Genomic DNA, 22,039 nt, shown 5'->3' on the forward strand with positions numbered 1-22,039 from the left:
GTCAGAATGCAGCGGCGCGCCCGGGATAGGGCGCGCCGCAGGACCTTAAGGAGGGCGTCTTTCAGGTGCGCCCGTCGACCGCGTCGCGTTCCTCTTGCAGTTTGAGGGCGGTGTTGCGCTTCGACATGATCGAAAAGATCACCACGCCGAAGGCGACGATGCCGATCATCAGCGTCGAGAGGGCGTTGATCTCAGGGCTGACGCCGAGGCGCACGGCCGAGAAGATCTTCATCGGCAGCGTGGTCGAGGAGGGGCCAGCGGTGAACGACGCGATCACCAGATCATCCAGCGACAGAGTGAAGGCCAGCAGCCAGCCCGAGATCACCGCAGGGGCGATGATCGGCAGGGTGACGAGGCGAAACGCGCTCCACGGGGTGCAGCCGAGGTCGAGGGCGGCTTCCTCCAGCGAGGTGTCGAAGCTGGAGAGCCGCGAGGACACGACGACCGAGACGTAGCACATCGCGAAGGTGGTATGGGCCAGCACGATGGTGGTGATGCCGCGGTCCATGTTGATGCCGATGAACAGCAGCAGCAGCGACAGGCCGGTGATCACGTCGGGCATCACCAGCGGTGCGTAGATCATGCCCGAAAACAGCGTGCGCCCGGAGAACCGCCCCAGCCGCACCAGCAGAAAGGCGGCCATGGTGCCAAGCACCGTCGCCAGCGTCGAGGAGATGGCCCCGACCTTCAGCGTGACAAGGGCGGCATCGAGGAAGGCCTCGTTGTGCAGCAGCTCGCCGTACCATTTGGTCGAGAAACCCGCCCAGACCGTCACCAGTTTCGACGAGTTGAACGAATAGATCACCAGGATCAGCATCGGCAGGTAGAGGAAGGCCAGACCGAAGGTCAGCGAAACGACATTGAAGCCGGACATGCGTCTCATTGGCTGGCCTCGCGGTTTTTCTGCTCGTTACGCTGGAACAGGATGATCGGGATAATGAGGATCACCAGCAGCACCACGGCCACGGCCGAGGCGACGGGCCAGTCGCGGTTGGAGAAGAACTCCTCATAGAGCACCTTGCCGATCATCAGGGTTTGCGAGCCCCCGAGCAGCGAGGGGATGACGAATTCGCCGATTGCCGGGATGAAGACCAGAAAGCAGCCCGCGATGATGCCGGATTTCGACAGCGGGACCGTGACCAGCCAGAAGGCGGAGGTGCGCGAGCAGCCGAGGTCTTCGGCGGCTTCGAGCAGCGAGCCGTCAAGCTTTTCGAGGTTGGCGTAGATCGGCAGGATCATGAAGGGCAGGTAGGTGTAGACGATGCCGATATAGACCGCGATTTCCGTGTTCAGGATCGTCAGCGGTTCGTTGATCACCCCGAGCCAGAGCAGGAAGGTGTTGAGCAGCCCCCCCTGACTGAGGATGCCGATCCAAGAATAGACCCGGATCAGGAAGGAGGTCCAGAACGGCAGGATCACCAGCATCATCAGCGTGGCGCGCCATTCGGGGCGGGCCGAGGCCATGCCATAGGCGATGGGGTAGCCGATCAGCAGCGTCAGGATGGTCGAGATGCCGGCGATTTTCAGCGAGGAGAGATAGGCCTTCCAGTAGAGATCATCAGTGGTGAGGAAGGTGAAATTCTCGAAGTCGAGCTCAGAGAAGAACGCCTTGATGCCGGTGAAACCTTCGGTGAGGTCGAGCTGGGGAAAATAGGGCGGGCGCGCCAGAGCGACATCGGACAGCGAGATCTTGATAACGATCACGAAGGGGATGAGGAAGAGGGCGATCAGCCAGAGATAGGGAATGAGGATCAGGGCGAGGCGACGCATTCAGTGGCCCTTCCTGTTGCGGGCGGGGAGCAGTGAAGAGGGAGAGGGGGGCGAAGAGGGGGCGCTGCCCCCATCGGCTGCGCCGATTCCCCCGAAGTATTTCGGGCAAGATGACAGGGCGCGGGAGGAGGGGATGCGGGGCAGGCGTGTGCGGGGGGACTGCATCCTAACGCTCCAGCAGGATGGCGGCGGTGTCGGACCAGCTGAGCCAGACCTTGTCCTCCCAAGTGAAGGAGCGGCGGGCGATGCGGCGGGTGTTGGCGCTCTGGGCCTTGATGATATGGCCGCTGGGGAGTTTGACGTGGTAGGTCGAGATATTGCCCAGATAGCCGATGTCGAGGATTTCGCCTTCGATGACATTGGCGGCCTCGGGGCGCTCGGCGGAGATGGCGATCTTTTCCGGGCGGATCGCGAGGTAGCAGGTCTGGTCCTTTTGCAGCATGGCGGTGGTGGTGGCGATCAGGGGCGACTGGCCCTCTGCCCAGTTCACCAGCACCTTGTCGCCGGTCTGGTTCGCCTTGCCTTCGATGATGTTCACTGCACCGATGAAGTCGGCGACATAGACCGAGGTCGGGGCCTCGTAGATCTGGTCGGGGGTGGAGACCTGCACCAGCTTGCCCTCGTCCATCACGGCGACACGGGAGGCGACGGTCATCGCCTCTTCCTGGTCGTGGGTGACGATGACGAAGGTGGTGCCGGTCTTTTCCTGGATGTCCATCAGCTCGAACTGGGTCTCTTCGCGCAGCTTGCGGTCGAGCGCGCCCAAGGGTTCGTCGAGCAGCAGCAGTTTCGGCGCCTTGGCGAGGGAGCGGGCGAGGGCGACGCGCTGACGCTGTCCGCCGGAGAGCTGGTGCGGCTTGCGGCGGGCGAATTTCTCCAGCCGGGTCAGGCGGATCATGTCGGCGACGCGGGTCTCGATCTCGCCCTTGTCGCGCCCTTCGCGGCGCAGGCCGAAGGCGACGTTTTCCCAGACCGAAAGGTGCGGGAACAGAGCATAGCTCTGGAACATCATGTTGACGGGGCGTTTGTTGGGCGGCACGGCGGCAATGTCTTCGCCGCCCAGCAGGATCTTGCCCGAGGTCGGCATCTCAAACCCTGCGAGCATCCGCATCAGCGTGGTCTTGCCGCAGCCCGAGGGGCCAAGCAGGGCAAAGAATTCGCGCGCGTAGATGTCGAGGTCGAGATTGGCGATCGCGGTGAAGTCGCCGAATTTCTTGGTCACATTCCTGAACTGGATCAGGGGTTTTTCGTCGGGGTCTTGCCACGGCGCGAAAACGGTTTGTTGCATCCGGCATTATCCGCAAATTCTGAGGGATATTCCCCGCGCCACGGATGAGGCGCGGGGTGTCTGTCTGGCCGCGCGAGGCGGGTCAGGCGGTCAGGGGCGGGCTCAGGTGCCCGATTTGATCTTGGTCCAGAGGCGCGTCAGGGTGCGCTGGTCCTTCGGGCCCCAGGGCGTGACGGTATAGAGCTTTTCAAGCGTCTCGGCGCTGGGGTAGATCGCCGGATCGCCGATCACGTCCTCGTTCAGGTATGCCTGCGAGGCCTTGTTGCCGTTGGCGTAATAGACATAGTTCGACGCCGCCGCCATGTTTTCGGGGTCCATGATGAAGTTCAGGAACTTGTGCGCAGCATCGGGGTTGGGCGCATCCACCGGGATCGCCATCATGTCGAACCACATCAGCGCGCCTTCCTTGGGCGCATTGTAGGCGATCTCGACGCCGTTGTCGGCCTCGGCGGCACGGTCGCGCGATTGCAGGATGTCACCGGACCAGCCGAAGGCGACGCAGATGTCACCATTCGCCAGCGCGTTGATGTATTCCGAGCTGTGGAACTTCTGGATATAGGGGCGCACGGCCAGCAGGACTTCCTCAGCCTTGGCGAGGGATTCTTCGTCCTTGCTGTCGGGATCAAGGCCGGCATAGGTCAGTGCCGCCGGGATCATCTCGGTCGGAGCGTCGAGGAAATGCACGCCGCAGGACGACAGCTTTTCCATGATCGCGGGATCGAACACCATCGACAGGCTGTCGATCGGGGCGTCGTCGCCCAGCACTTCCTTGATCTTGGGCAGGTTCACCCCGATGCCGGTGGTGCCCCACATGTAGTTGATCGAATACTCGCCGCCCGGATCATAGGCATCGGTGCGCTTTTCGATCACGTCCCACATGTTGGCGAGGTTCGGCAGCTTGGACTTGTCCAGCTTCTGGAAGGCCCCGGCCTGGATCTGGCGCTGCAGGAAGGTGCCCGTCGGCACCACCACATCATAGCCCGACCCACCGGCCAGCATCTTGGTTTCCAGCAATTCGTTGGAATCGAACACGTCGTAGACCAGATCGATGCCGGTCTCTTCCTTGAATTTGCTCAGCAGCGATTCATCGATGTAGTCGGACCAGTTGTAGACGTGGACCTCTTCGGCCTGCACCGCGGCGGCGGTCAGGGCGAGGGTGGCAGTCAGCGTAAGCAGAGGAATCTTCATCGTTATCTCCCGTTGAATGGCAGGGTCTCACGTGCCCCTTGATCCGGAATTTGATCAAACGTCGCGCAGAAAAGCAACAAGCAGATGTTTTCATGTGCTGCCCTGCCGTGCAAGATAAAGGCCAGAGCCGGATATCGGAGGTCGATGATGAATTTGCAGGCAGCCCATGAGGGCACCGGCGGGGCGCGGCCTACCGCCATGCCGGACGCCGCCACTCCCGCCGGTCTGCCAGCCGGTCTGCCCGCGCATGAGCTGGTCTACCGCGAGCTGCGCGCCCGTGTGCTGCATGGCGTGTTCGAGCCGGGGCAGGCCGTCACCATTCAGGGCCTGACCCGCGACCTTGCCGTCGGCATGACCCCCGTGCGTGAGGCGCTGCGCCGTCTGATGGCCGAAGGCGCGCTGGAATTTCGTGGAAACCGGCGTATTTCGGTGCCCGTTCTGGCCGAGTCTGACGTTGAACAGCTGCGTCACGCCCGGATTGCGCTGGAACCGGATCTGGCCCGGCGCGCCTGCCGCACCGCCACGGCGCACGATATCGCGGAGCTGCAGGCGATCGATTCCAAGCTCGACGAGGCGATCCGGCGGGGCAATGTGCATGGCTATCTGGTCGAGAACCACCGCTTTCACGCCCGCCTCAACGCCGTTGCCGAGGCGCCTATTCTCACCGGTCTGGTGGAAGGTCTCTGGCTGCGGTTCGGCCCCTCTCTGCGGGTTGTCTGCGGTCAATTCGGCACGCGTAACCTGCCGGACATGCACAAGGATCTCGTGAGTGCCTTAAAATTAGGCGATTGCGAGGCCGCCGCGGTGGCCATGGCAGGCGATGTCGAACAGGGCATGGAGATGATCGCGCAGGCGCTGTGACGCCCCCGGCCGTGGGGCGTGATTCGATTGACAGTGAATAATTTGATCATATTCTTAGGCTATCCGGTTCATACCGCCCATTCCTGCCGCCCGTCAGAAAGGTCCTCCTCATGTCCACGATCTCCAACCACATGCCCACCGCCGAACTTCAGGCGCTCGACGTGGCGCACCACATCCACCCGTTCTCGACTCAGGAAGACCTGCAGAAGAAAGGCGCCCGCGTCATCACCAGCGCCAAGGGCGTCTGGCTGAAGGACAGCGAAGGCGAAGATGTGCTGGATGCGATGGCAGGCCTCTGGTGCGTCAACATCGGCTATGGCCGCGAGGAACTGGCCGAAGCCGCCTTCCGTCAGATGAAGGAGCTGCCCTACTACAACACCTTCTTCATGACGACCCACGTGCCGGTCATCGCGCTGGCCGCGAAACTGGCCGAGATGGCGCCCGGTGACCTCAACCACGTCTTCTTCGCCTCTTCAGGCTCCGAGGCGAACGACACCAACATCCGCCTCGTGCGCACCTACTGGCAGGAAAAGGGCAAGCCTGAGAAGAAGGTGATCATCTCGCGCTGGAACGCCTATCACGGCTCCTCCGTCGCCTCCTCCTCGCTCGGCGGCATGAAGGGTATGCACGCCCAGAGCGGCTATATCCCCGACATGCACCACATAGACCAGCCGAACTGGTGGTCCGAGGGTGGTGAATCCACCCCCGAAGACTTCGGGCTGGAGCGCGCACAGCAGCTCGAACAGGCGATCCTCGAGATCGGCGAAGACAAGGTCGCGGCCTTCATCGCTGAACCGGTGCAGGGTGCCGGCGGCGTCATCATCCCGCCCAGCACCTACTGGCCGGAAATCCAGCGCATCTGCGACAAATACGAAATCCTGCTGATCGCGGACGAAGTGATCTGTGGCTTCGGGCGCACCGGCAACTGGTTCGGCTCCCAGACCATGGGCATCAAGCCCGACATCATGACCATCGCCAAGGGCCTGTCCTCGGGCTACCAGCCCATCGGCGGCTCGATCGTCAGTGACGAGGTGGCGGCGGTGATCGGCGCGACCGAATTCAACCACGGCTACACCTACTCCGGCCACCCGGTCGCCTGCGCCGTGGCGCTGGAAAATCTGCGCATCCTGGAGGAGGAAAAGATCGTCGACACCCTGCGCGACGACACTGGCCCCTACCTGCAGGAGAAATTCCGCAGCCTGGCAGAGCACCCGATGGTCGGTGAAGCCCAGATCATCGGCGCCATGGGCTCGCTCGCCCTGACCCCGAACAAGGCCACCCGCGCGCCCTTCAAGGCCGAAACAGGCACCGTCGGCTACATGGTCCGCGAACGCTGCTTCGCCAACAATCTGGTGATGCGCCACGTCGGCGACCGCATGATCATCTCGCCGCCGCTGGTGATCACGAAAGCCGAGATCGACATCCTGATCGAGCGCGCCTGGAAATCCCTCGATGAGGGCATGGCCAACGTCAAAGCCGCCGGCCTTTTCGAATAACGGCCCTTTTCGAATAACCGGCCCGAAAACCCCCGGCATGTTTCCCTGTTGAAAATATCCCGGGGGAGTCCGCCAGCGGCGGACGGGGGCAGCGCCCCCTCCTGACCCTTGCCAACCGCCCGGCCTCCCCCGCCGGGCGGCGCCAGTTCACTCCGCCCGCTCCAGCGGCAACCCGGTCGCGCGCATCTCGCTTTGCTGAGACCGGCTCACCGGCAGGCGCGTGCCATCCTCCAGCTCGACCATCATCGCGCGTTCCTGCCGCAGCAGCCGCCGGATCGCCCCCGCCGCCACCCAGTGCGAGCGGTGGATGCGATGCCCCGGACAGCCCTCCAGTTCCTCCAGCGCATCGGCGAAACGCATCAGCAGCAGCGTCGTGCCTGCGCTGGTCTGCACCTCGACATAATGATCCAACGCCGAGACCCGGATCAGCGCGCGCCCCAGATCCACCGGCAGACGCTTCAGAAACGTGACACCGGGCTGCGGCGCCTCCGTCTCAACCACAGCCACAGCCACAGGACGCCGCGCCACGAACACCCCGATGACCAGCGCAATGCCCGTCACCGTCAGAACCACGTTCAGCGCCACCGCCATCAGATCGCCCGATTGCCACAGCACCTCGCTGCTGACCGCCTCGATCCCCAGCACCACCGCGAACACCGGCACCGAGGCGACGAGCCCCGACAGGCAATGTCGCAGCACCACCGGCACCCGGCTGTCGCGCATCGCCCGCACCCCAAACAGGATCACCAGACTCGCCACGGCCGAGGATAACGCCGACGTCGCGACCTGCTTGGCCAGGATCCGCAGCATCACCGGCAGGCCTGCACCCTGCGGCACCAGGTAGAAGGTGCCCAGCAGACTGACCACCGCGACAATGGTCACGAAAGGCGCCGAGGTCAGCACCCCGTACCATTTGCGAAGCGCCAGCTGTACCTCTGTCCCACTCACGATTGGCCCGGGTCCTTCCACGAAATCAGCATTCTCCTGCCCTTTTGCCTGCGCCAGACAAAGGTCAGCGCCCCACCGGGGTCTGCCCAAGTGTTGCCAAAAAAGGAGCCCTCCGCAATGCCTACCCCCTCCCTGTTGTCCCTTCCCGTCGCCATTCTTCAACACACCCCGCTCTGGGTCTGGCCCCTGCTGATCTATCTGGTGGTGATGGGGCTGCGCGCGGCTCAGGATCGCTCCGTCGCCGTGATGCGGCCACTGATCCTGCCCGCCGTCTTCCTGATGATCAGCCTCTCGTCCGGCGCAATGCTGACGCACACCGCGACGGCGCTGTTCTGGCTGGTCGGTCTGGTCTGTGGCGGAGGTATCGGCGTGGCCGTCGCCCGTCGCACCGATCTGCAGGTGCTGCCCGACGGCAGGCTGCACCTGCCCGGCGAATGGCTGACGCTCTGCCTGACGCTGACGATCTTCACCGCCCGCTTTGCCTCTGGCGTGATCGGATCAATGGCCCCCGCGGCCATGGCATCGGTGGCTGTCGGCGGCACCCTGTCGCTGATCGTCGGGATCTGCAGCGGCCTGTTCCTCGGGCGCGGCATCGGCCTCGTCCTGCGCGCCCTGCGCCAGAGCGCCCAACCCGCCTGAGGCCCCGCGTTAACCCTCCCCCCGAGGCTGTCACAGGCACCGTTCGGATACCGTTCAGATACCGACGCAATACCGACATGCCAAATCGCCGGTTTTCTCCGTTAACCAATCCCTCAAAACGCAAAAGAGGGGGAGCGGCCTTGCAGCCCCTCCCCCCCGGTTTCGCACCTTGGCTGACGTCAGATCGACGCGCCCTTGGGGTCCAGCGTGATCGACCACAGCTCGGTATTGCCGCGATCCATCAGACGCACTTTCATCTGCTGGGTCGCGCCGTCGATATCGACCAGACCGAAGAACTGCATCCCATCCGAGGGCGGCAGGTTGACCTGACCCGGTGCCGGCGCCTTGACGAAACGCTCCTCCGGACCGAACGTCGGGTCGAGGTCGTTGGGCCCGAAAGCACCGGCGTGCAGCGGCCCCGAGACGAACTCCCAGAACGGCTCAAACTCTTGAAACTGCGCCTTTTCCGGGCTGTAGTGGTGGGCGGCGGTATAGTGCACATCGGCGGTCAGCCAGACGGTGTTCTTGACCTGAGCGTCGCGGATAAAGCGCAGCAGATCCGCGATCTCCAGCTCGCGCCCTTTCGGGGCACCGCCATCGGCGTTGGCAACCGCTTCGAACTTTTCGCCGTCCTTGACCACCAGCCCCAGCGGCATATCCGAGGCGATGACCTTCCACGTCGCCTTGGAGGCAGCCAGCTCAGCCTGCAGCCATTCGATCTGGTCCCGGCCCAGATAGGTCGAGTTGCCGTTGATTTCGCTCTCTAAATTGTCGCCATTCGGCCCCCGGTAGGAGCGCATGTCGAGGAAAAAGATGTCCAGCATCGGCCCGTAGGCGATCTTGCGATAGACCCGGCCCGGCTCGGCAGGGGTATAGCTGATCGGGGTCATCTCATGGAATGCCCGCGCCGCCCGCGCCGCCAGCACATGGATCGATTTTTCCGAATAGCGGTCATCCGCGCTCAGATCTTTCGAGGCCGACCAGTTGTTGATGACCTCGTGGTCGTCCCACTGGAAGAAGGTCGGCACCTGCGCATTCAGCGCCAGCAGGTGTTCGTCCATCAGGTTGTATTTCCACTGACCGCGATATTCGTCCAGCGTTTCCGCGACCTTGGACTTTTCGGGCGTGACGATCAGGTTCTTCCACTGGGTGCCGTCGCCCGCCGTGATTTCGTCCTGCAGCGCGCCATCGGCATAGATGGTGTCGCCGGAATGCAGGAAGAAATCGGGCTCGTGCTGGGCCATCGTCGCATAGGTGCGCATACCAGCTTCATCAATGCCATAGCCCTGACCGGCGGTATCGCCCGACCAGGCAAACCGCACCGAACGGCGCGAGGCAGGGGCGGTGCGGAAATGCCCTGTGATCGGCTCGGACACGGCGTTGATGTCGCTCAGATCGGCGGCAGTGAAGCGGTAGAAGATGTCCTGATCGGCGGGCAGCCCTTCGATCATCCGCTTGACCGTCAGATCGCTGGCCGGGTTGGTGTCGAGCGGCGCGAGGCGGCGCGCATCGTTAAAGCTATCTGAAGTCGCGATCTCCATCATCACCTTCGCGGGACGGTCGGTGCGCGTCCAGATCATGCCGGAGGAGGTCGACACATCACCCGACTGCACGCCATGGGTGAACATCGGGCGCGACGCGGCGCGCGAAATCGACGGCATGGCGAGGGTTGCAGTGGCAGCGGCAGTGCCGATCAACATGCTGCGGCGGGTCAGCCGGGACTGGAAAAGCTTGGCCATGAGGCTTCCTTCAATGTCAGGAGTGAGACGATGCGCCGGACATGAAGGGTGAATGCAACAGAGCGCTGACGCTTGGGCGACAGCACGGCGAAAGATTTGTAACCGGGGCGTAACGGGCTGAGATAAAACGAAAAACGGCGCACCGGATAGGCGCGCCGTTTTGTGTCTGTGCGAAAGAGGTGGGCGGCTTACGCGCGCACCATCTTCTCATAGCTCTCCGCGATATCCCGGGTCAGGGCGCCAACCTCAAAGGTATAGTCGCCGATCTGGCCAACGGGTGTCACTTCGGCGGCGGTGCCGGTCAGCCAGCATTGCTCAAAGCCTTCCAGCTCTTCCGGCATGATGTGGCGCTCATGCACGGCGATGCCTTTTTCCTTCAGCATCTCGATCACCGTGCGGCGCGTGATGCCGTTCAGGAACGAATCCGCGAGCGGCGTATGCACTTCGCCGTCCTTGACGAAGAAGATATTGGCGCCGGTGCATTCGGCCACGTAGCCGCGGTAGTCCATGAACAGCGCGTCCGAGCACCCCTTGGCTTCGGCCGCATGTTTCGACATCGTGCAGATCATGTAGAGGCCCGCGGCCTTGGCATGTACCGGGATCGTCTCGGGGCTGGGACGCTTCCACTTGGAGATGTCCAGCTTGGCGCCCTTGAGCTTGGCGTCGCCGTAGTAGTTGCCCCACTCCCAGCCGGCAATCGCCAGACGGACGGGGTTGCGCGCCGCCGAGACACCCATGTCTTCGCCAGCACCGCGCCAGGCGATCGCCCGCACATAGGCGTCGGTCCAGCCGTTCGCCTCAAGCATGGCGTATTTCGCCGCTTCGATCTCTTCGACCGAATAGGGGATCTCGAAGTCGAGCATATTGGCCGAGGCGCGCAGGCGCTTGGAATGCTCGACACCCTTGAAGATCTTGCCGTTATAGCAGCGCTCGCCCTCAAATACCGAGGAGGCATAGTGAAGCGCGTGGGTCAGCAGGTGTACGTTGGCATCACGCCATTCCACCAGTTTGCCATCCATCCAGATCTTGCCGTCGCGGTCATCGTATGCGCTCATCGCGAACCTCCTGAAGTACCGTGATTATTCCATAAGTTGCGCTTTAACCCTGTCCGAGTAACATAAAGTTTCGTCGCAATGGGGTCTAGCTAGCGTTTGATTCTTGGAAAGTCAACAAGCCTGACGTATTCTTGGCCAAAGCAGAAGGACTTTGCTAAGGTCTCTGCAACGCGTATCGTGACAGGCGCAGATCAGCCAGGAGGGCCAATGTCGGACATTCAACTCGGTGATAATCTTCTCTTCCTGACGGACGAACAATTGCGTCAGGGCATCGAGGCGATGTTCTTCGCCTATCGCGGCTTTACCGCGGCCCCGGACCAGATTCTGGAAGGCATGGCCTATGGCCGCGCCCATCACCGCGCGCTGCATTTTATCTCGCGCGGGCAGGGGATGAAGGTGAACCGGCTGCTGACCATTCTCGGTGTTACCAAGCAGAGCCTCAACCGCGTGTTGCGCGCGCTGATCGCCGACGGTCTGGTGGAAAGCCGCATCGGGCGCACCGACAAGCGTGAACGCCACCTCTACCTGACGGAAAAGGGCGCAGCGCTTGAGGCACGCCTGTCCGAGGGGCAGCGCAAATGGGTGCGCGACGCCTATCGCAAGGCCGGCCCTGACGCGGTTGCCGGCTTCCGTCTTGTGCTGGAATCGATGATGGACGGCGAGATGCGCAAAAGCTACGCCTCTCTCAGGGATGGTGGCCAATGAGCGATCCTGACCCGCATCTGCTGATCGTCGATGATGATGAGCGTATCCGCGAACTGCTGGCCAAGTTCCTGAAACGCCACGGTTTCCTGATCTCCATGGCGCGCGACGCCGCCCACGCTCGCCGCCTGCTGACGGGGCTGGAGTTCGACCTGATCGTCCTCGACGTGATGATGCCCGGCGAAGACGGCATCTCGCTGACGGAAAGCCTGCGCGGCCAGCTGCTGACGCCGATCCTACTGCTGACGGCCCGGGGCGAGATCGAGGATCGAATTCGCGGGCTGGAAGCGGGCGCTGACGACTACCTCGTCAAACCCTTCGAGCCGCGCGAATTGTTGTTGCGCATCAACGCCATCCTGCGCCGCGTGCCCGAAGCTCCGGTGGCCAGCACGATCCCCAAAGTGCTGCACCTTGGCGCCGTGCGCTACGATATCGACCGCGCCGAGCTCTGGCACGGCGACGCTCCGGTGCGCCTGACAGCCACTGAGGTTCAGCTGATGCGGGTCTTCTCGGCCCATCCCGGCGAACCCCTGTCGCGCCTTCAGCTGGTCGAGGAGCTGGGCCGCGCCGGATCGCACGAACAACCCGGGGCGCAGGAACGCGCCGTTGACGTGCAGATCACCCGCCTGCGCCGCAAGATCGAAACCGACCCCAAGCAACCCCGCTATCTGCAGACGGTGCGGGGCGCGGGCTATATGCTCGCCCCTGACTGAGCGATGTGCGCGGCGTCCCCTGTCATCTTGCCCGAAATACTTCCGCCGGAGGCTCCCACCCGCACAAAGACCACTGCCGCCGCCACATTGGCACCGCCATGGCGGCAGTCCGGCTCAGCTGCCCGGGATACCAAGACGCCCGATTGAACCCTGCCCCAGCCGGGGATAAGGTGCGCTGAACCTGCCCCCAGACCCACGCCGAGGAAGTCCCGATGAGCGATACCCCCCTTTCCGAGATGTCCTTCGAGGCCGCCATGAAAGAGCTGGAGGCCGTCGTGACTCAGCTTGAACGCGGCGATGTCGAACTCGAAGCGTCGATTAAACTCTATGAGCGCGGTGCCGAGCTGAAGAAACATTGCGAAAAGAAACTGGCCGAGGCCGAGGAAAAAGTCGCGGCCATCACGCTGGACGGCGATGGCAACCCGACTGGGGTGAAGCCGGTCGAGGGCCTCTGACAGTGTTCGACGCAGTGCTGAGCGATGCGGCCAAGGCCGTGTCGATGCATCTCGCGCAGACACTGGCCCCCTATGAGGGCTCTCTTGGGGATGCGATGCGCTATGCCTGCCATGGCGGCAAGCGGCTGCGGGCCTTTCTGGTGCTGGAGGGCGCGCGGTTGCACGCGGTTCCGACCGCCCCCGCACTGGATGCAGCTGCGGCGATCGAGGCGATTCATGCCTACAGCCTGGTACACGATGACCTGCCGAGCATGGATGACGACGACCTGCGCCGTGGCCTGCCGACCGTGCATGTGAAATGGGACGAGGCCACCGGCATTCTGGTGGGTGACGCGCTGCAGAGCCACGCCTTCGCCCTTCTGGCGGGCATGGAACTGAGCGAGGCCCGCAGGCTGTCGCTGATTTCAGGCATGGCACAGGCTGCGGGCGGGGATGGCATGGTGCTGGGCCAGGCGTTGGACATCGCCGCCGAAACCGCCGAGGCGCCTCTGACGCTGGATCAGATCAAACGCCTTCAGGCCAAGAAAACCGGTGCTCTGTTTGAGTGGTCTGCCACCGCCGGTGCGGTGATGGCGGGCGCTGATCCTGCGCCTCTGGCCAGCTACGCCCACGCCCTCGGCCTTGCTTTTCAGATCGCCGACGACATTTTGGATGTCGAGGGTGACGAGGCGCAGACCGGCAAACGCGTGCAGAAGGACGTTGAGGCGGGCAAGGCGACCTTCGTGTCCCTCATGGGCCTTGAGGCTGCGCGGAGTGCTGCGCAAAGCCTCGTCAAGGAGGCCTGTGACGCTTTGCGCCCCTACGGCGCGGACGCGGAGAACTTGCGGCAGGCCGCGCGCTTCGTTATCTCGCGGCAAGGCTGAGCCGGGCCCGCCCGTCGGGGTGGCACGGCAGCAGTGGATTTGGAGGCGGATATGACCCAGACAACGCAGACCCCGCTTCTTGATAAAGTGGTGACGCCGGCCGACATGAAGGGCCTGTCGGATCCTGAGCTGCGCCAGCTGGCCAATGAATTGCGCACCGAAACGATTGCCGCCGTCTCTGAGACCGGTGGCCACCTTGGTGCCGGGCTGGGTGTGGTAGAGCTGACCGTCGCCCTGCATGCCGTGTTCGAGGCCCCGCGCGACAAGATCATCTGGGACGTCAGCCACCAGAGCTATCCGCACAAGATCCTGACCGGGCGGCGGGACCGCATCCGCACCCTGCGCCAGAAAGACGGGTTGTCCGGTTTCACCAAGCGCAGTGAAAGCCCGTTCGATCCTTTTGGCGCGGCGCATAGCTCTACCTCGATCTCCGCCGCGCTCGGCTTTTCCGTGGCGCGGGATCTGGGCGGTTCGGTGCCCGAAGGCCTCGGTGACGCGATTGCCGTGATCGGTGACGGCGCGATGAGCGCGGGCATGGCGTTTGAGGCGATGAACAACGCCGGCCACCTTAAAAAGCGCATGATCGTCATCCTGAACGATAACGAGATGTCGATTGCCCCCCCTGTCGGTGCGCTGTCCACCTATCTGACGCGGCTCTACACCGGTGATCCTTTCCACCAGTTCAAGGCTGCGGCCAAGGGCGCCGCCAGCTTTCTGCCGCCGCCTTTCAAGGAAGGCGCCAAGCGCGCGAAAGAGATCCTCAAGGGTATGGCCGTCGGTGGCACGCTGTTCGAGGAGCTGGGCTTTTCCTACATCGGGCCGCTGGATGGGCACGACATGGGCCAGCTTTTGCCGGTCCTGCGCACGGTCAAAGCCCGTGCGACGGGCCCCGTACTGATCCATATCGTCACCAAGAAGGGCAAGGGCTATGCCCCTGCCGAGCGCGCCTCCGACAAAGGCCATGCGACTGCGAAATTCGACGTGCCCTCGGGCAAGCAGGTCAAGGCGCCCTCCAACGCGCCGAGCTACACCAATGTTTTCGGGCAGGAACTGGTGCGTCTGGCGGCGGAAGACAGCCGCATATGCGCCGTCACGGCCGCGATGCCCGATGGCACCGGGCTGAACCTCATGGCCGAGCGTTACCCCTCGCGTCTGTTCGACGTCGGGATTGCCGAACAGCATGGTGTGACCTTTGCAGCAGCGCTGGCGGCAGGGGGGATGCGTCCCTTCTGCGCGATGTATTCGACCTTTCTGCAGCGCGGTTATGATCAGGTGGTGCATGATGTGGCGATCCAGCGCCTTCCGGTGCGCTTTGCCATCGACCGTGCCGGTCTGGTCGGCGCCGATGGTGCCACCCACGCCGGCAGCTACGACATCGCCTTCATGGCAAACCTGCCGGGCATGGTCGTCATGGCCGCCGCGGATGAGGCCGAGCTGAAGCACATGGTCGCCACCGCCGCCGCCCATGACGAGGGCCCCATCGCCTTCCGCTATCCGCGCGGCGAGGGTTCGGGCGTCGAGATGCCCGAGGTCGGAAAACCGTTGGAAATCGGCAAGGGTCGGATGATCCGCGAGGGTGGCCAGGTCGCTCTGCTCAGCTTCGGGACCCGTCTGTCGGAGGTTCTCAAGGCCTGCGAGGCGCTCGGCGCGCGTGGCATCCATCCGACCGTGGCCGACGCGCGTTTCGCCAAGCCGCTCGACCGCGAAATGATCCTGAAACTGGCCCGCGACCACGAAGCGCTGATCACGCTGGAAGAGGGCGCCGTGGGCGGTTTCGGCAGCCATGTCGCGCAATTGCTGGCCGAAGAAGGCGTCTTCGACACCGGCCTCAAGTACCGCTCGATGGTGCTGCCGGATATCTTCATCGATCAGGCCAGTCCGGCAGACATGTATGCCGTGGCCGGGCTGAGCGCTGCGGATATCGAGGCGAAAGTGCTGGATGTTCTGGGGGTTGAGCCGTTGGGCCAGCGCGCCTGATCAGCTGCCGAAGCCCCCGATTCCGGCGGAGATCATCCACCAGATCACAGCACAGCTGGCTACCGCCTGAATGTAGCCCAACAGGGTGAACAGCCCGTCGCGCGCCAGCAGCCCAATCGCCAGAAAAGAGATCGCCGCCGCGAAGATCGAGGTCACCATCGGCAGGATCTCCAGTACCGGAATGATCAGGCAGATCCCCATGATCAGCAGCAAGGTGAACATGTTCGCCGGGCGGCTGACCAGCACGGTCAGTCGCTTGTGGGTGTGGCGATCAACCCATCCTGTCGGTTTGCGCAGCCAGCCAATGGCCTTTTTCAGCCGCTCTTCCTTAACGCGACGGCGCTTGAGGATGGCAGGCATCCAGACCTGTGGACGTCCGAACAGCTTCTGAATGGTGATCAGAAAGATGAAGGTCGCGCCGATGGTGGGCAGGCCGATGATCCCCGAAAGCGGCGAAAACAGGATCAGAGCCGGAATCAGGATGATCGGAGCAAAACTGCGCACGCCGACCTCGTCCAGCACATCGCCTATGGAAATGCTGCCATCGCGAGTGGTTTTTTCCAGCACATCGAGGATGTCGCCGAGGCTGCGCAGCGCGTCAGGGTCGTCTTCTTGGGGGCGGGTTGCTGTTTGCATGAAGGCCAAACGCCTCAGTCGGGGCTTTGTTCACTGGCCGCGTGCGTTTTCCTCGGCCGTCTCAACGGCCAGCAGTGCGGCCAAACCTTCGCGATAGGTTGGGTAGATCAGCCTGATGCCCAGGTCCTGCTTGATGCGAACATTCCGCACGCGCTTGCTCTCGGCGTAAAAACTGCGGGCCATGGGGGTCATTTCGGCCTCGGCAAAGTCCTCTTCGGGGGGAATTGGCAGGCCCAGCAGTTCGGCCGCATGGCAGATGACGTCCTGGGGCGGGGCCGGATCGTCATCGCACAGGTTGTAGATCGCGCCGGGGTTCGGGCGGGCGATCGAGGCGGCAATGACCTGCGCGATGTCGTCGACGTGAATCCGGCTGAACACCTGACCGGGCTTGATGATACGCCGGGCCGTACCCGCGCGCACCTTGGCAAAGGGACCGCGACCGGGGCCGTAAATGCCAGCCAGCCGGAAGATATGCAGCGGAAGGTCGGGGATGGCGCGCCATGCCGCCTCAGCCTCGGCACGCCATATGCCGCGCCGGGTCGATGGGGTCAGAGGTGTGTCCTCATCCACCCAATTGCCCGCGTGATCCCCGTAAACCCCCGTTGTGGAGAGATATCCGACCCATTCCAGACGCGGCGCATGGGCCTTTATGACGTCGCCAAGCGCGCGCAGAACCGGATCGCCCTCTGCGTCGGGGCCAGCTGAAATCAGCAGGTGCGTCGCCTGAGCCATCAGAGGGGAGAGATCTTCGCCGGGAAACAGATGCGGGGTCACGCCACTGGCGCGGATCTGGTCCAGCCGCCCATCGCTCCGCGTCGTGCCGTGCATGGCCATCCCCGCAGGGATCAGCAATTTGGCGGCCGCGCGGGCGGAATAACCGTGCCCGAAGGAGATCATAAGTGTGTTCATGTCGCCAGTCTTGGTCGCAACCGTGCTGGCTTTCAAGAGGTGGAAGGGCCGAAGCGGGCAGAGATGGCCTTGCGTCAGATGCAACCCGGAAAGGCACATGTGCGCTTGCACCGGCAGCATCATCGCGACAGAAAGGGCAGAAAGGAGTCTTCAATGACTGAAAGCATCCTGAGCCCGGACGTTCCCGCCGCGGAATCCTTCGCCGATGCGACCGCCGCCGTTGATCGGCTGTGCGCGCTGTATGAACAGGCGACCAGCTTTCTGCGCGATCATTTCATCGCCGCGATGATGCAGGGTCAGCCGGAATGCCGTGTCCGCGCCTTTTATCCCGAAGTGCGCATCACCACGACCAGTTTCGCCAAGATCGACAGCCGTCTGAGCTTTGGCCACGTCTCTGCGCCGGGTACGCATGCCGCAACGATCACGCGGCCATCGCTGTTTCGCTACTATCTGGAGCAGCAGATCGGCCAGCTGATCAAGAATTATGGCGTCGAAGTGGTTGTCGGCGCATCCGACACCCCGATGCCGGTCCACTTTGCCGTTGCCGCCGATGACAGCGTGACCGTGCCGCACGAAGGCGCGGCCTCCTTCACGCTGCGCGATGTCTTCGATGTGCCCGACCTGACGACCACCAACGACGATATCGTCAACGGCACCAATGTCGTGGGTCCTGACGGGGTCGAGCCGCTTGCCCCCTTTACCGCACAGCGCGTAGACTATTCGCTGGCGCGACTCACCCACTACACCGCGACGGACCCGGCGCATTTCCAGAACCACGTCCTGTTCACCAACTACCAGTTCTACGTCAGTGAGTTTGAGGCCTATGCCCGGCGGATGCTGGGGGATCCCGAGAGCGGTTACACCAGCTTTGTCAGCACCGGGAACGTGGAAATCACCGATGCCGATGGCATTATCCCTGACACGACCAAGACTCCGCAGATGCCAGCCTATCACCTCAAGCGTCCGGGTGGGGCAGGGATCACCCTGGTGAATATCGGCGTTGGCCCATCGAACGCGAAAACCGCGACCGACCACATCGCAGTGCTGCGCCCGCATGCCTGGATCATGGTTGGCCATTGCGCCGGTCTGCGCAACAGCCAGACCCTTGGGGATTTTGTCCTCGCCCATGCCTATCTGCGCGAAGACAAGGTGCTGGATGACGACCTGCCGGTCTGGGTGCCGATCCCCGCGCTGGCTGAAATTCAGGTCGCTCTGGAAGAAGCCGTTGAAAACGTTACGGAACTTGAGGGGTATGACCTGAAGCGTATCATGCGCACCGGCACTGTCGCCAGCCTCGATAACCGGAACTGGGAGTTGCGCGATCAGCGTGGGCCCGTGCAGCGTCTGTCGCAATCGCGCGCGGTCGCGCTCGATATGGAAAGTGCAACGATCGCGGCGAACGGCTTTCGGTTTCGTGTTCCCTACGGCACCCTGCTCTGCATCTCCGACAAACCCCTGCATGGCGAGCTGAAACTGCCCGGAATGGCGAGCGATTTTTACAAAACGCAGGTTGCACGTCACCTGATGATCGGTATCCGTGCCATGGAGAGTCTGCGCGACATGCCGCTTGAACGCTTGCACAGCCGCAAGTTGAGAAGTTTCGACGAAACTGCCTTTTTATGACCTGCGGCGGAGCCTTGCCGGAATGACTGGCGAGGCCCAAAAAAGCCAAGAAAACATACGCTATTTGTTGTGTCTGTCCTCTACATCCGGTTATATGCCGCCCACGAGGCCCAAGACATCGGGCAGTAAAAGGAGACCATCAAATGGCAAAGCCGATGACCAAAACCCAGCTTGTCGCCGCACTGGCCGACGAAATGGGTGAAGATAAGAAAACCGCTTCTGCCGCTTTGGATGCCGTAGTCGCAATCATCACCAAAGAAGTGTCCGAAGGCGGCGCAGTGACCCTGCCCGGCGTTGGCAAAATCTACTGCCGTGAGCGCCCCGAGCGCATGGTCCGCAACCCCGCCACGGGCGAGCAGATCAAGAAAGAGGCCGACAAGGTGGTCAAGATGACTATCGCGAAAGCTCTCAAAGACAGCGTGAACGGCTAAGCTCTGCCTGTTCCGCAAATCCAATTTGCTATTTTGACATAAGAAAAGGCTGCTCTCGGGCGGCCTTTTCTATTTTTGATGGCGAGCGATAACTTCCTGATATTTGGGCCCGTGGTTCCTCCGGTGGCGCGCAGTATCGCACAATGCAGCGGGCGACCCTTCCTTCCATTGCGCAATTCTGGTTACCTCGCGACCGGAAAGCCCGGGCGCCTGCTCCCGGCCCAGACAGGAGTGCGCATGGACATCAAAGCCATCTTCATGGGCCTCGCCTTTGCTTTCATGTGGTCCAGCGCTTTCAGCTCGGCGCGGATCATTGTCGCCCATGCGCCGCCCATGACCTCGCTGGCGCTGCGGTTTCTGATTTCGGGGATGATTGCCATCGCGCTTGCCAGATCGATGGGCCAGAGCCTGACGCTCACTCGGTCACAATGGCGCGCGACGATCCTCTTCGGGGTCTGTCAGAATGCGCTCTACCTCGGGCTTTTCTTCATCGCGATGCAGTGGATCGAGGCGTCTCTGGCGTCCATTCTCGCATCGACCATGCCGCTGATGGTGGGCCTTTTTGGCTGGCTTGTGCTGGGAGACAGGCTCAAGCCTCTGGCAATATTGGGACTTTTACTTGGGGTTTTGGGGGCCGGTTTGATCATGGGCACGCGCATAAGCGCGGGCGCCGATCTGTTCGGTCTGGCGCTCTGCGTGATCGGTACTGCCGCGCTGAGCGTCGCAACGCTGAGTGCTCGTGGTGCTTCGGGCGGTGGCAACGTGATGATGGTTGTTGGCCTGCAGATGCTGGTCGGGTCTGTTTGCCTTGGCGTTGCAGCCATTGTCTTCGAAGATTGGCAGGTCAATTGGAGCCCCAGCCTGATTGCGGCCTTCGCGTATACGGTATTCGTGCCCGGGATTGCGGCCACTTGGGTCTGGTTCACGCTGGTGAACCGGATTGGCGCAGTCAAAGCGGCGACCTTCCACTTTCTGAACCCGTTTTTCGGGGTGCTTGTCGCGGCCCTTGTGCTGGGTGAAGCCATTGGTCCGCTGGATCTGGTGGGGGTGGCTATTGTCGCGGCAGGCATCCTGGCGGTGCAGCTTTCCAAACAACAGCCGATCACCTGAGGTCGGGCGCGCTACACGCATTCGTAAGATGACAGGGCGCAGCCGCTCGGGCACGGTTCCGGCATGGAGCTTGTCTTTGCCTATGTCGCGGGACTTTTGACGCTGATCAATCCCTGCGTTTTGCCGGTGCTGCCGGTCGTGATCGGGTCCGCCCTTCAGACCAGTCCGCGCGGACCACTCGCCCTCGCTGCGGGGTTGAGCCTGTCTTTCGTCGTCTTGGGTGTTTTCGTCACCAGTTTTGGCTTCCTTCTTGGTGTGACAGAGGAAAACATCTCGAAAATCGGCGCTGTGGTGATGATCGGGTTTGGTTTTATCATGCTGAGTCCGCAGTTGAGTTCGGCTTTTTCCACGGCGAGCGCAGGTGTTGCGATGCGGGCCGACGCGCATTTTGGTCGGTTGAAGCCAGAGGGGCTGTCAGGTCTGTTCCTTGGCGGCCTGCTTCTCGGCGCGGTCTGGAGCCCTTGCATCGGTCCGACACTCGGCGCGGCGATTTCCCTTGCCGCAATGGGGCAGGCGCTTGGGCGGGCCGCGGTCATCATGACGGCGTTTGCCTTTGGGGTGTCTACGTTGATCCTTGTGCTTGGGTTTGGCGCGCGGCGCGTCCTTCTGCGGTATCGCGGTTTGGCATATCGCGCGCGGCCTGTGCTGGGCGGGGTGTTCATTCTTGTCGGTCTGGCGATCCTGCTTCGGCTGCATCATAGTGTCGAAGCATGGGCCATTGATGTCCTGCCGCCCTGGCTGCTGGATCTTTCTGTGCGATTTTAAGTGGGAGCTAACATGATGATTCGCCGCACGTTCCTGTCCCTCTGTGCCAGTTTCGGAGCTATTGCCCCCTTCGGCTTGCTGGCCCAGACCAGCTCCGAGCCCTTGCTCTACAAGCCCGGAATTCTGGGGGATTACCTCGGGCGCGGCGCAACCGTTTTTCTGGATTTCAAGGCGAGCTGGTGCACGACCTGCGCGGCCCAGACCCGTGTGATGGACAAGCTGAAAGCAGAACGGCCAGCCTATGCGCAGAATATCATCTTTATCGACGTCGATTGGGACACGTACGGCCGTTCGCAATTTGCGACCCGCATGCGCATCCCGCGCCGATCAACCCTCGTCGTGCTGAAGGGCGATGATGAATTGGGCCGCATCGTTGCGGACACGCGTGAGGAAAAGATCCGCGATCTGATGGATGCGGCGCTTACGGCTGCAACTGCGCGCTGACAGCCTGCAAAGCTATGGAGAACGTGCGACCCGCTGTACCTCGGCCACGACATCTTTGCCGATCAGGCCCGCTTTTGATGTGGATATCGGCACGCCGAGGTCGATCTGGCTGCTCAGGCGATGAGGTGGGGCGCCGAACCATCCGGATGACAGGCCGAAACCGCCAGAAATGACCGCCACGACAAGCAGACTGATTCCCAGAAGCGCGCCCTGCGTGTCGGAGTGGGTCAGGCTCCGAGGCTGGATGGGCATGAGGCGGCTCATAGTGGGACGCTGATCATGCCTCGCGCCTGAAGTGAGCCGAAAAGGGTCCGATTTCGCTGGATATGCCAAATGATAACCTCCTGTGTGGGACCCGTCGGTGAGAAACAACCGGCGCGGCCTGCCGCCACCCAACCCAAGAGTTGGCGCAGGGAAGTTAACAAAT

The 22,039-nt window shown here is 62.6% G+C and carries 23 protein-coding genes; 13 read left to right on the forward strand and 10 right to left on the reverse strand.

The window, feature by feature from the left end; translation table 11 throughout:
• Positions 1–61: 61 nt before the first annotated feature.
• The 4 genes from F3W81_RS15755 to F3W81_RS15770 all read right to left on the reverse strand — a co-directional run bounded on the left by F3W81_RS15755 (position 62) and on the right by F3W81_RS15770 (position 4,246).
• Complete coding sequence (locus F3W81_RS15755; RefSeq protein ID WP_193080124.1) at positions 62–883, reverse strand: ABC transporter permease subunit; 822 nt, start codon at positions 881–883, stop codon at positions 62–64.
• Positions 880–1,770 (reverse strand): ABC transporter permease subunit, encoded by an 891-nt coding sequence (locus tag F3W81_RS15760; RefSeq protein ID WP_193080126.1) that lies wholly within the window; start codon positions 1,768–1,770, stop codon positions 880–882. The genes F3W81_RS15755 and F3W81_RS15760 overlap by 4 nt, the downstream gene beginning before the upstream one ends.
• 166 nt (positions 1,771–1,936) lie before the next feature.
• The gene (locus F3W81_RS15765; RefSeq protein WP_193080128.1) at positions 1,937–3,058 is read right to left on the reverse strand and encodes an ABC transporter ATP-binding protein; all 1,122 of its coding nucleotides are present in this window, start codon (positions 3,056–3,058) and stop codon (positions 1,937–1,939) included.
• Between the two features lie 102 nt (positions 3,059–3,160).
• Complete coding sequence (locus F3W81_RS15770; protein ID WP_193080129.1) at positions 3,161–4,246, reverse strand: polyamine ABC transporter substrate-binding protein; 1,086 nt, start codon at positions 4,244–4,246, stop codon at positions 3,161–3,163.
• 153 nt (positions 4,247–4,399) lie between these two features.
• Between F3W81_RS15770 and F3W81_RS15775 the strand changes: the two genes are divergently transcribed.
• Together F3W81_RS15775 and F3W81_RS15780 are read left to right on the forward strand one after the other, a co-directional pair.
• Positions 4,400–5,107 (forward strand): GntR family transcriptional regulator, encoded by a 708-nt coding sequence (locus F3W81_RS15775; RefSeq protein ID WP_407692485.1) that lies wholly within the window; start codon positions 4,400–4,402, stop codon positions 5,105–5,107.
• Between the two features lie 110 nt (positions 5,108–5,217).
• A complete protein-coding gene (locus F3W81_RS15780) occupies positions 5,218–6,603 on the forward strand; it encodes an aspartate aminotransferase family protein (protein ID WP_193080131.1) in 1,386 nt (461 codons plus the stop codon).
• Between the two features lie 147 nt (positions 6,604–6,750).
• Here F3W81_RS15780 and F3W81_RS15785 read toward each other — a convergent pair whose 3' ends face one another.
• Entirely contained in the window at positions 6,751–7,551 is an 801-nt protein-coding gene (locus F3W81_RS15785; protein ID WP_193080133.1) for a LytTR family DNA-binding domain-containing protein, read from the reverse strand.
• Between the two features lie 117 nt (positions 7,552–7,668).
• Here F3W81_RS15785 and F3W81_RS15790 point away from each other — a divergent pair, with 117 nt between their 5' ends.
• Entirely contained in the window at positions 7,669–8,190 is a 522-nt protein-coding gene (locus F3W81_RS15790; protein ID WP_193080134.1) for a DUF6622 family protein, read from the forward strand.
• 179 nt (positions 8,191–8,369) lie between these two features.
• On the opposite strand, the gene F3W81_RS15795 is transcribed toward F3W81_RS15790, so the two are convergent.
• Together F3W81_RS15795 and F3W81_RS15800 are read right to left on the reverse strand one after the other, a co-directional pair.
• Positions 8,370–9,929: an alkaline phosphatase D family protein gene (locus F3W81_RS15795; protein WP_193080135.1), complete on the reverse strand. Its 1,560-nt coding sequence runs from the start codon at positions 9,927–9,929 to the stop codon at positions 8,370–8,372.
• Positions 9,930–10,117: 188 nt separating this feature from the next.
• Complete coding sequence (locus F3W81_RS15800) at positions 10,118–10,984, reverse strand: branched-chain amino acid aminotransferase (RefSeq protein WP_193080136.1); 867 nt, start codon at positions 10,982–10,984, stop codon at positions 10,118–10,120.
• A gap of 207 nt (positions 10,985–11,191) precedes the next feature.
• Between F3W81_RS15800 and F3W81_RS15805 the strand changes: the two genes are divergently transcribed.
• The 5 genes from F3W81_RS15805 to dxs all read left to right on the forward strand — a co-directional run bounded on the left by F3W81_RS15805 (position 11,192) and on the right by dxs (position 15,694).
• Positions 11,192–11,689, forward strand: a complete 498-nt coding sequence (locus F3W81_RS15805; RefSeq protein WP_193080137.1) for a MarR family winged helix-turn-helix transcriptional regulator — start codon at positions 11,192–11,194, stop codon at positions 11,687–11,689.
• A complete protein-coding gene (locus tag F3W81_RS15810) occupies positions 11,686–12,399 on the forward strand; it encodes a response regulator (protein WP_193080138.1) in 714 nt (237 codons plus the stop codon). Before F3W81_RS15805 ends, F3W81_RS15810 begins: the two co-directional genes overlap by 4 nt.
• Before the next feature lie 212 nt (positions 12,400–12,611).
• Complete coding sequence (locus tag F3W81_RS15815; RefSeq protein WP_193080139.1) at positions 12,612–12,854, forward strand: exodeoxyribonuclease VII small subunit; 243 nt, start codon at positions 12,612–12,614, stop codon at positions 12,852–12,854.
• Between the two features lie 44 nt (positions 12,855–12,898).
• Positions 12,899–13,717, forward strand: coding sequence for a polyprenyl synthetase family protein (locus F3W81_RS15820; RefSeq protein ID WP_193083936.1), 819 nt, complete (start codon positions 12,899–12,901; stop codon positions 13,715–13,717).
• 51 nt (positions 13,718–13,768) lie between these two features.
• Positions 13,769–15,694, forward strand: coding sequence for a 1-deoxy-D-xylulose-5-phosphate synthase (gene dxs / locus F3W81_RS15825; RefSeq protein ID WP_193080140.1), 1,926 nt, complete (start codon positions 13,769–13,771; stop codon positions 15,692–15,694).
• Here dxs and F3W81_RS15830 read toward each other — a convergent pair whose 3' ends face one another.
• Complete coding sequence (locus F3W81_RS15830; protein WP_193080141.1) at positions 15,695–16,330, reverse strand: exopolysaccharide biosynthesis protein; 636 nt, start codon at positions 16,328–16,330, stop codon at positions 15,695–15,697.
• Positions 16,331–16,360: 30 nt separating this feature from the next.
• Positions 16,361–17,239: an SDR family oxidoreductase gene (locus F3W81_RS15835; RefSeq protein WP_193080142.1), complete on the reverse strand. Its 879-nt coding sequence runs from the start codon at positions 17,237–17,239 to the stop codon at positions 16,361–16,363.
• Positions 17,240–17,392: 153 nt separating this feature from the next.
• Between F3W81_RS15835 and F3W81_RS15840 the strand changes: the two genes are divergently transcribed.
• The 5 genes from F3W81_RS15840 (at position 17,393) to F3W81_RS15860 (ending at position 21,612) form a co-directional block, all read left to right on the forward strand.
• Entirely contained in the window at positions 17,393–18,862 is a 1,470-nt protein-coding gene (locus tag F3W81_RS15840) for an AMP nucleosidase (RefSeq protein WP_193080143.1), read from the forward strand.
• A 143-nt stretch (positions 18,863–19,005) separates the two neighbouring features.
• On the forward strand, positions 19,006–19,293 hold the full coding sequence (locus F3W81_RS15845; protein ID WP_119399459.1) for an HU family DNA-binding protein: 288 nt from the start codon (positions 19,006–19,008) through the stop codon (positions 19,291–19,293).
• A 237-nt stretch (positions 19,294–19,530) separates the two neighbouring features.
• Positions 19,531–20,403 (forward strand): DMT family transporter, encoded by an 873-nt coding sequence (locus tag F3W81_RS15850; protein WP_193080144.1) that lies wholly within the window; start codon positions 19,531–19,533, stop codon positions 20,401–20,403.
• A 63-nt stretch (positions 20,404–20,466) separates the two neighbouring features.
• Positions 20,467–21,168: a cytochrome c biogenesis CcdA family protein gene (locus tag F3W81_RS15855; protein ID WP_193080146.1), complete on the forward strand. Its 702-nt coding sequence runs from the start codon at positions 20,467–20,469 to the stop codon at positions 21,166–21,168.
• Positions 21,169–21,180: 12 nt separating this feature from the next.
• Positions 21,181–21,612, forward strand: coding sequence for a thioredoxin family protein (locus F3W81_RS15860; RefSeq protein WP_319022266.1), 432 nt, complete (start codon positions 21,181–21,183; stop codon positions 21,610–21,612).
• 12 nt (positions 21,613–21,624) lie between these two features.
• On the opposite strand, the gene F3W81_RS15865 is transcribed toward F3W81_RS15860, so the two are convergent.
• Positions 21,625–21,864, reverse strand: coding sequence for a hypothetical protein (locus F3W81_RS15865; RefSeq protein WP_193080147.1), 240 nt, complete (start codon positions 21,862–21,864; stop codon positions 21,625–21,627).
• Positions 21,865–22,039: the final 175 nt, after the last annotated feature.

The sequence above is a fragment of the Pseudooceanicola spongiae genome (assembly GCF_014899185.1).
Lineage (GTDB): Bacteria > Pseudomonadota > Alphaproteobacteria > Rhodobacterales > Rhodobacteraceae > Pseudooceanicola > Pseudooceanicola spongiae.

Bases quoted from the DNA above. Each gene is read 5' to 3' on its own strand.
- F3W81_RS15755 (WP_193080124.1), bottom strand. From the start codon at position 883: ATGAGACGCATGTCCGGCTTCAATGTCGTTTCGCTGACCTTCGGTCTG.
- F3W81_RS15760 (WP_193080126.1), bottom strand. From the start codon at position 1,770: ATGCGTCGCCTCGCCCTGATCCTCATTCCCTATCTCTGGCTGATCGCC.
- F3W81_RS15765 (WP_193080128.1), bottom strand. From the start codon at position 3,058: ATGCAACAAACCGTTTTCGCGCCGTGGCAAGACCCCGACGAAAAACCC.
- F3W81_RS15770 (WP_193080129.1), bottom strand. From the start codon at position 4,246: ATGAAGATTCCTCTGCTTACGCTGACTGCCACCCTCGCCCTGACCGCC.
- F3W81_RS15780 (WP_193080131.1), top strand. From the start codon at position 5,218: ATGTCCACGATCTCCAACCACATGCCCACCGCCGAACTTCAGGCGCTC.
- F3W81_RS15790 (WP_193080134.1), top strand. From the start codon at position 7,669: ATGCCTACCCCCTCCCTGTTGTCCCTTCCCGTCGCCATTCTTCAACAC.
- F3W81_RS15795 (WP_193080135.1), bottom strand. From the start codon at position 9,929: ATGGCCAAGCTTTTCCAGTCCCGGCTGACCCGCCGCAGCATGTTGATC.
- F3W81_RS15800 (WP_193080136.1), bottom strand. From the start codon at position 10,984: ATGAGCGCATACGATGACCGCGACGGCAAGATCTGGATGGATGGCAAA.
- F3W81_RS15805 (WP_193080137.1), top strand. From the start codon at position 11,192: ATGTCGGACATTCAACTCGGTGATAATCTTCTCTTCCTGACGGACGAA.
- F3W81_RS15810 (WP_193080138.1), top strand. From the start codon at position 11,686: ATGAGCGATCCTGACCCGCATCTGCTGATCGTCGATGATGATGAGCGT.
- F3W81_RS15815 (WP_193080139.1), top strand. From the start codon at position 12,612: ATGAGCGATACCCCCCTTTCCGAGATGTCCTTCGAGGCCGCCATGAAA.
- F3W81_RS15820 (WP_193083936.1), top strand. From the start codon at position 12,899: ATGCATCTCGCGCAGACACTGGCCCCCTATGAGGGCTCTCTTGGGGAT.
- dxs (WP_193080140.1), top strand. From the start codon at position 13,769: ATGACCCAGACAACGCAGACCCCGCTTCTTGATAAAGTGGTGACGCCG.
- F3W81_RS15830 (WP_193080141.1), bottom strand. From the start codon at position 16,330: ATGCAAACAGCAACCCGCCCCCAAGAAGACGACCCTGACGCGCTGCGC.
- F3W81_RS15835 (WP_193080142.1), bottom strand. From the start codon at position 17,239: ATGAACACACTTATGATCTCCTTCGGGCACGGTTATTCCGCCCGCGCG.
- F3W81_RS15840 (WP_193080143.1), top strand. From the start codon at position 17,393: ATGACTGAAAGCATCCTGAGCCCGGACGTTCCCGCCGCGGAATCCTTC.
- F3W81_RS15845 (WP_119399459.1), top strand. From the start codon at position 19,006: ATGGCAAAGCCGATGACCAAAACCCAGCTTGTCGCCGCACTGGCCGAC.
- F3W81_RS15850 (WP_193080144.1), top strand. From the start codon at position 19,531: ATGGACATCAAAGCCATCTTCATGGGCCTCGCCTTTGCTTTCATGTGG.
- F3W81_RS15855 (WP_193080146.1), top strand. From the start codon at position 20,467: ATGGAGCTTGTCTTTGCCTATGTCGCGGGACTTTTGACGCTGATCAAT.
- F3W81_RS15860 (WP_319022266.1), top strand. From the start codon at position 21,181: ATGATGATTCGCCGCACGTTCCTGTCCCTCTGTGCCAGTTTCGGAGCT.
- F3W81_RS15865 (WP_193080147.1), bottom strand. From the start codon at position 21,864: ATGCCCATCCAGCCTCGGAGCCTGACCCACTCCGACACGCAGGGCGCG.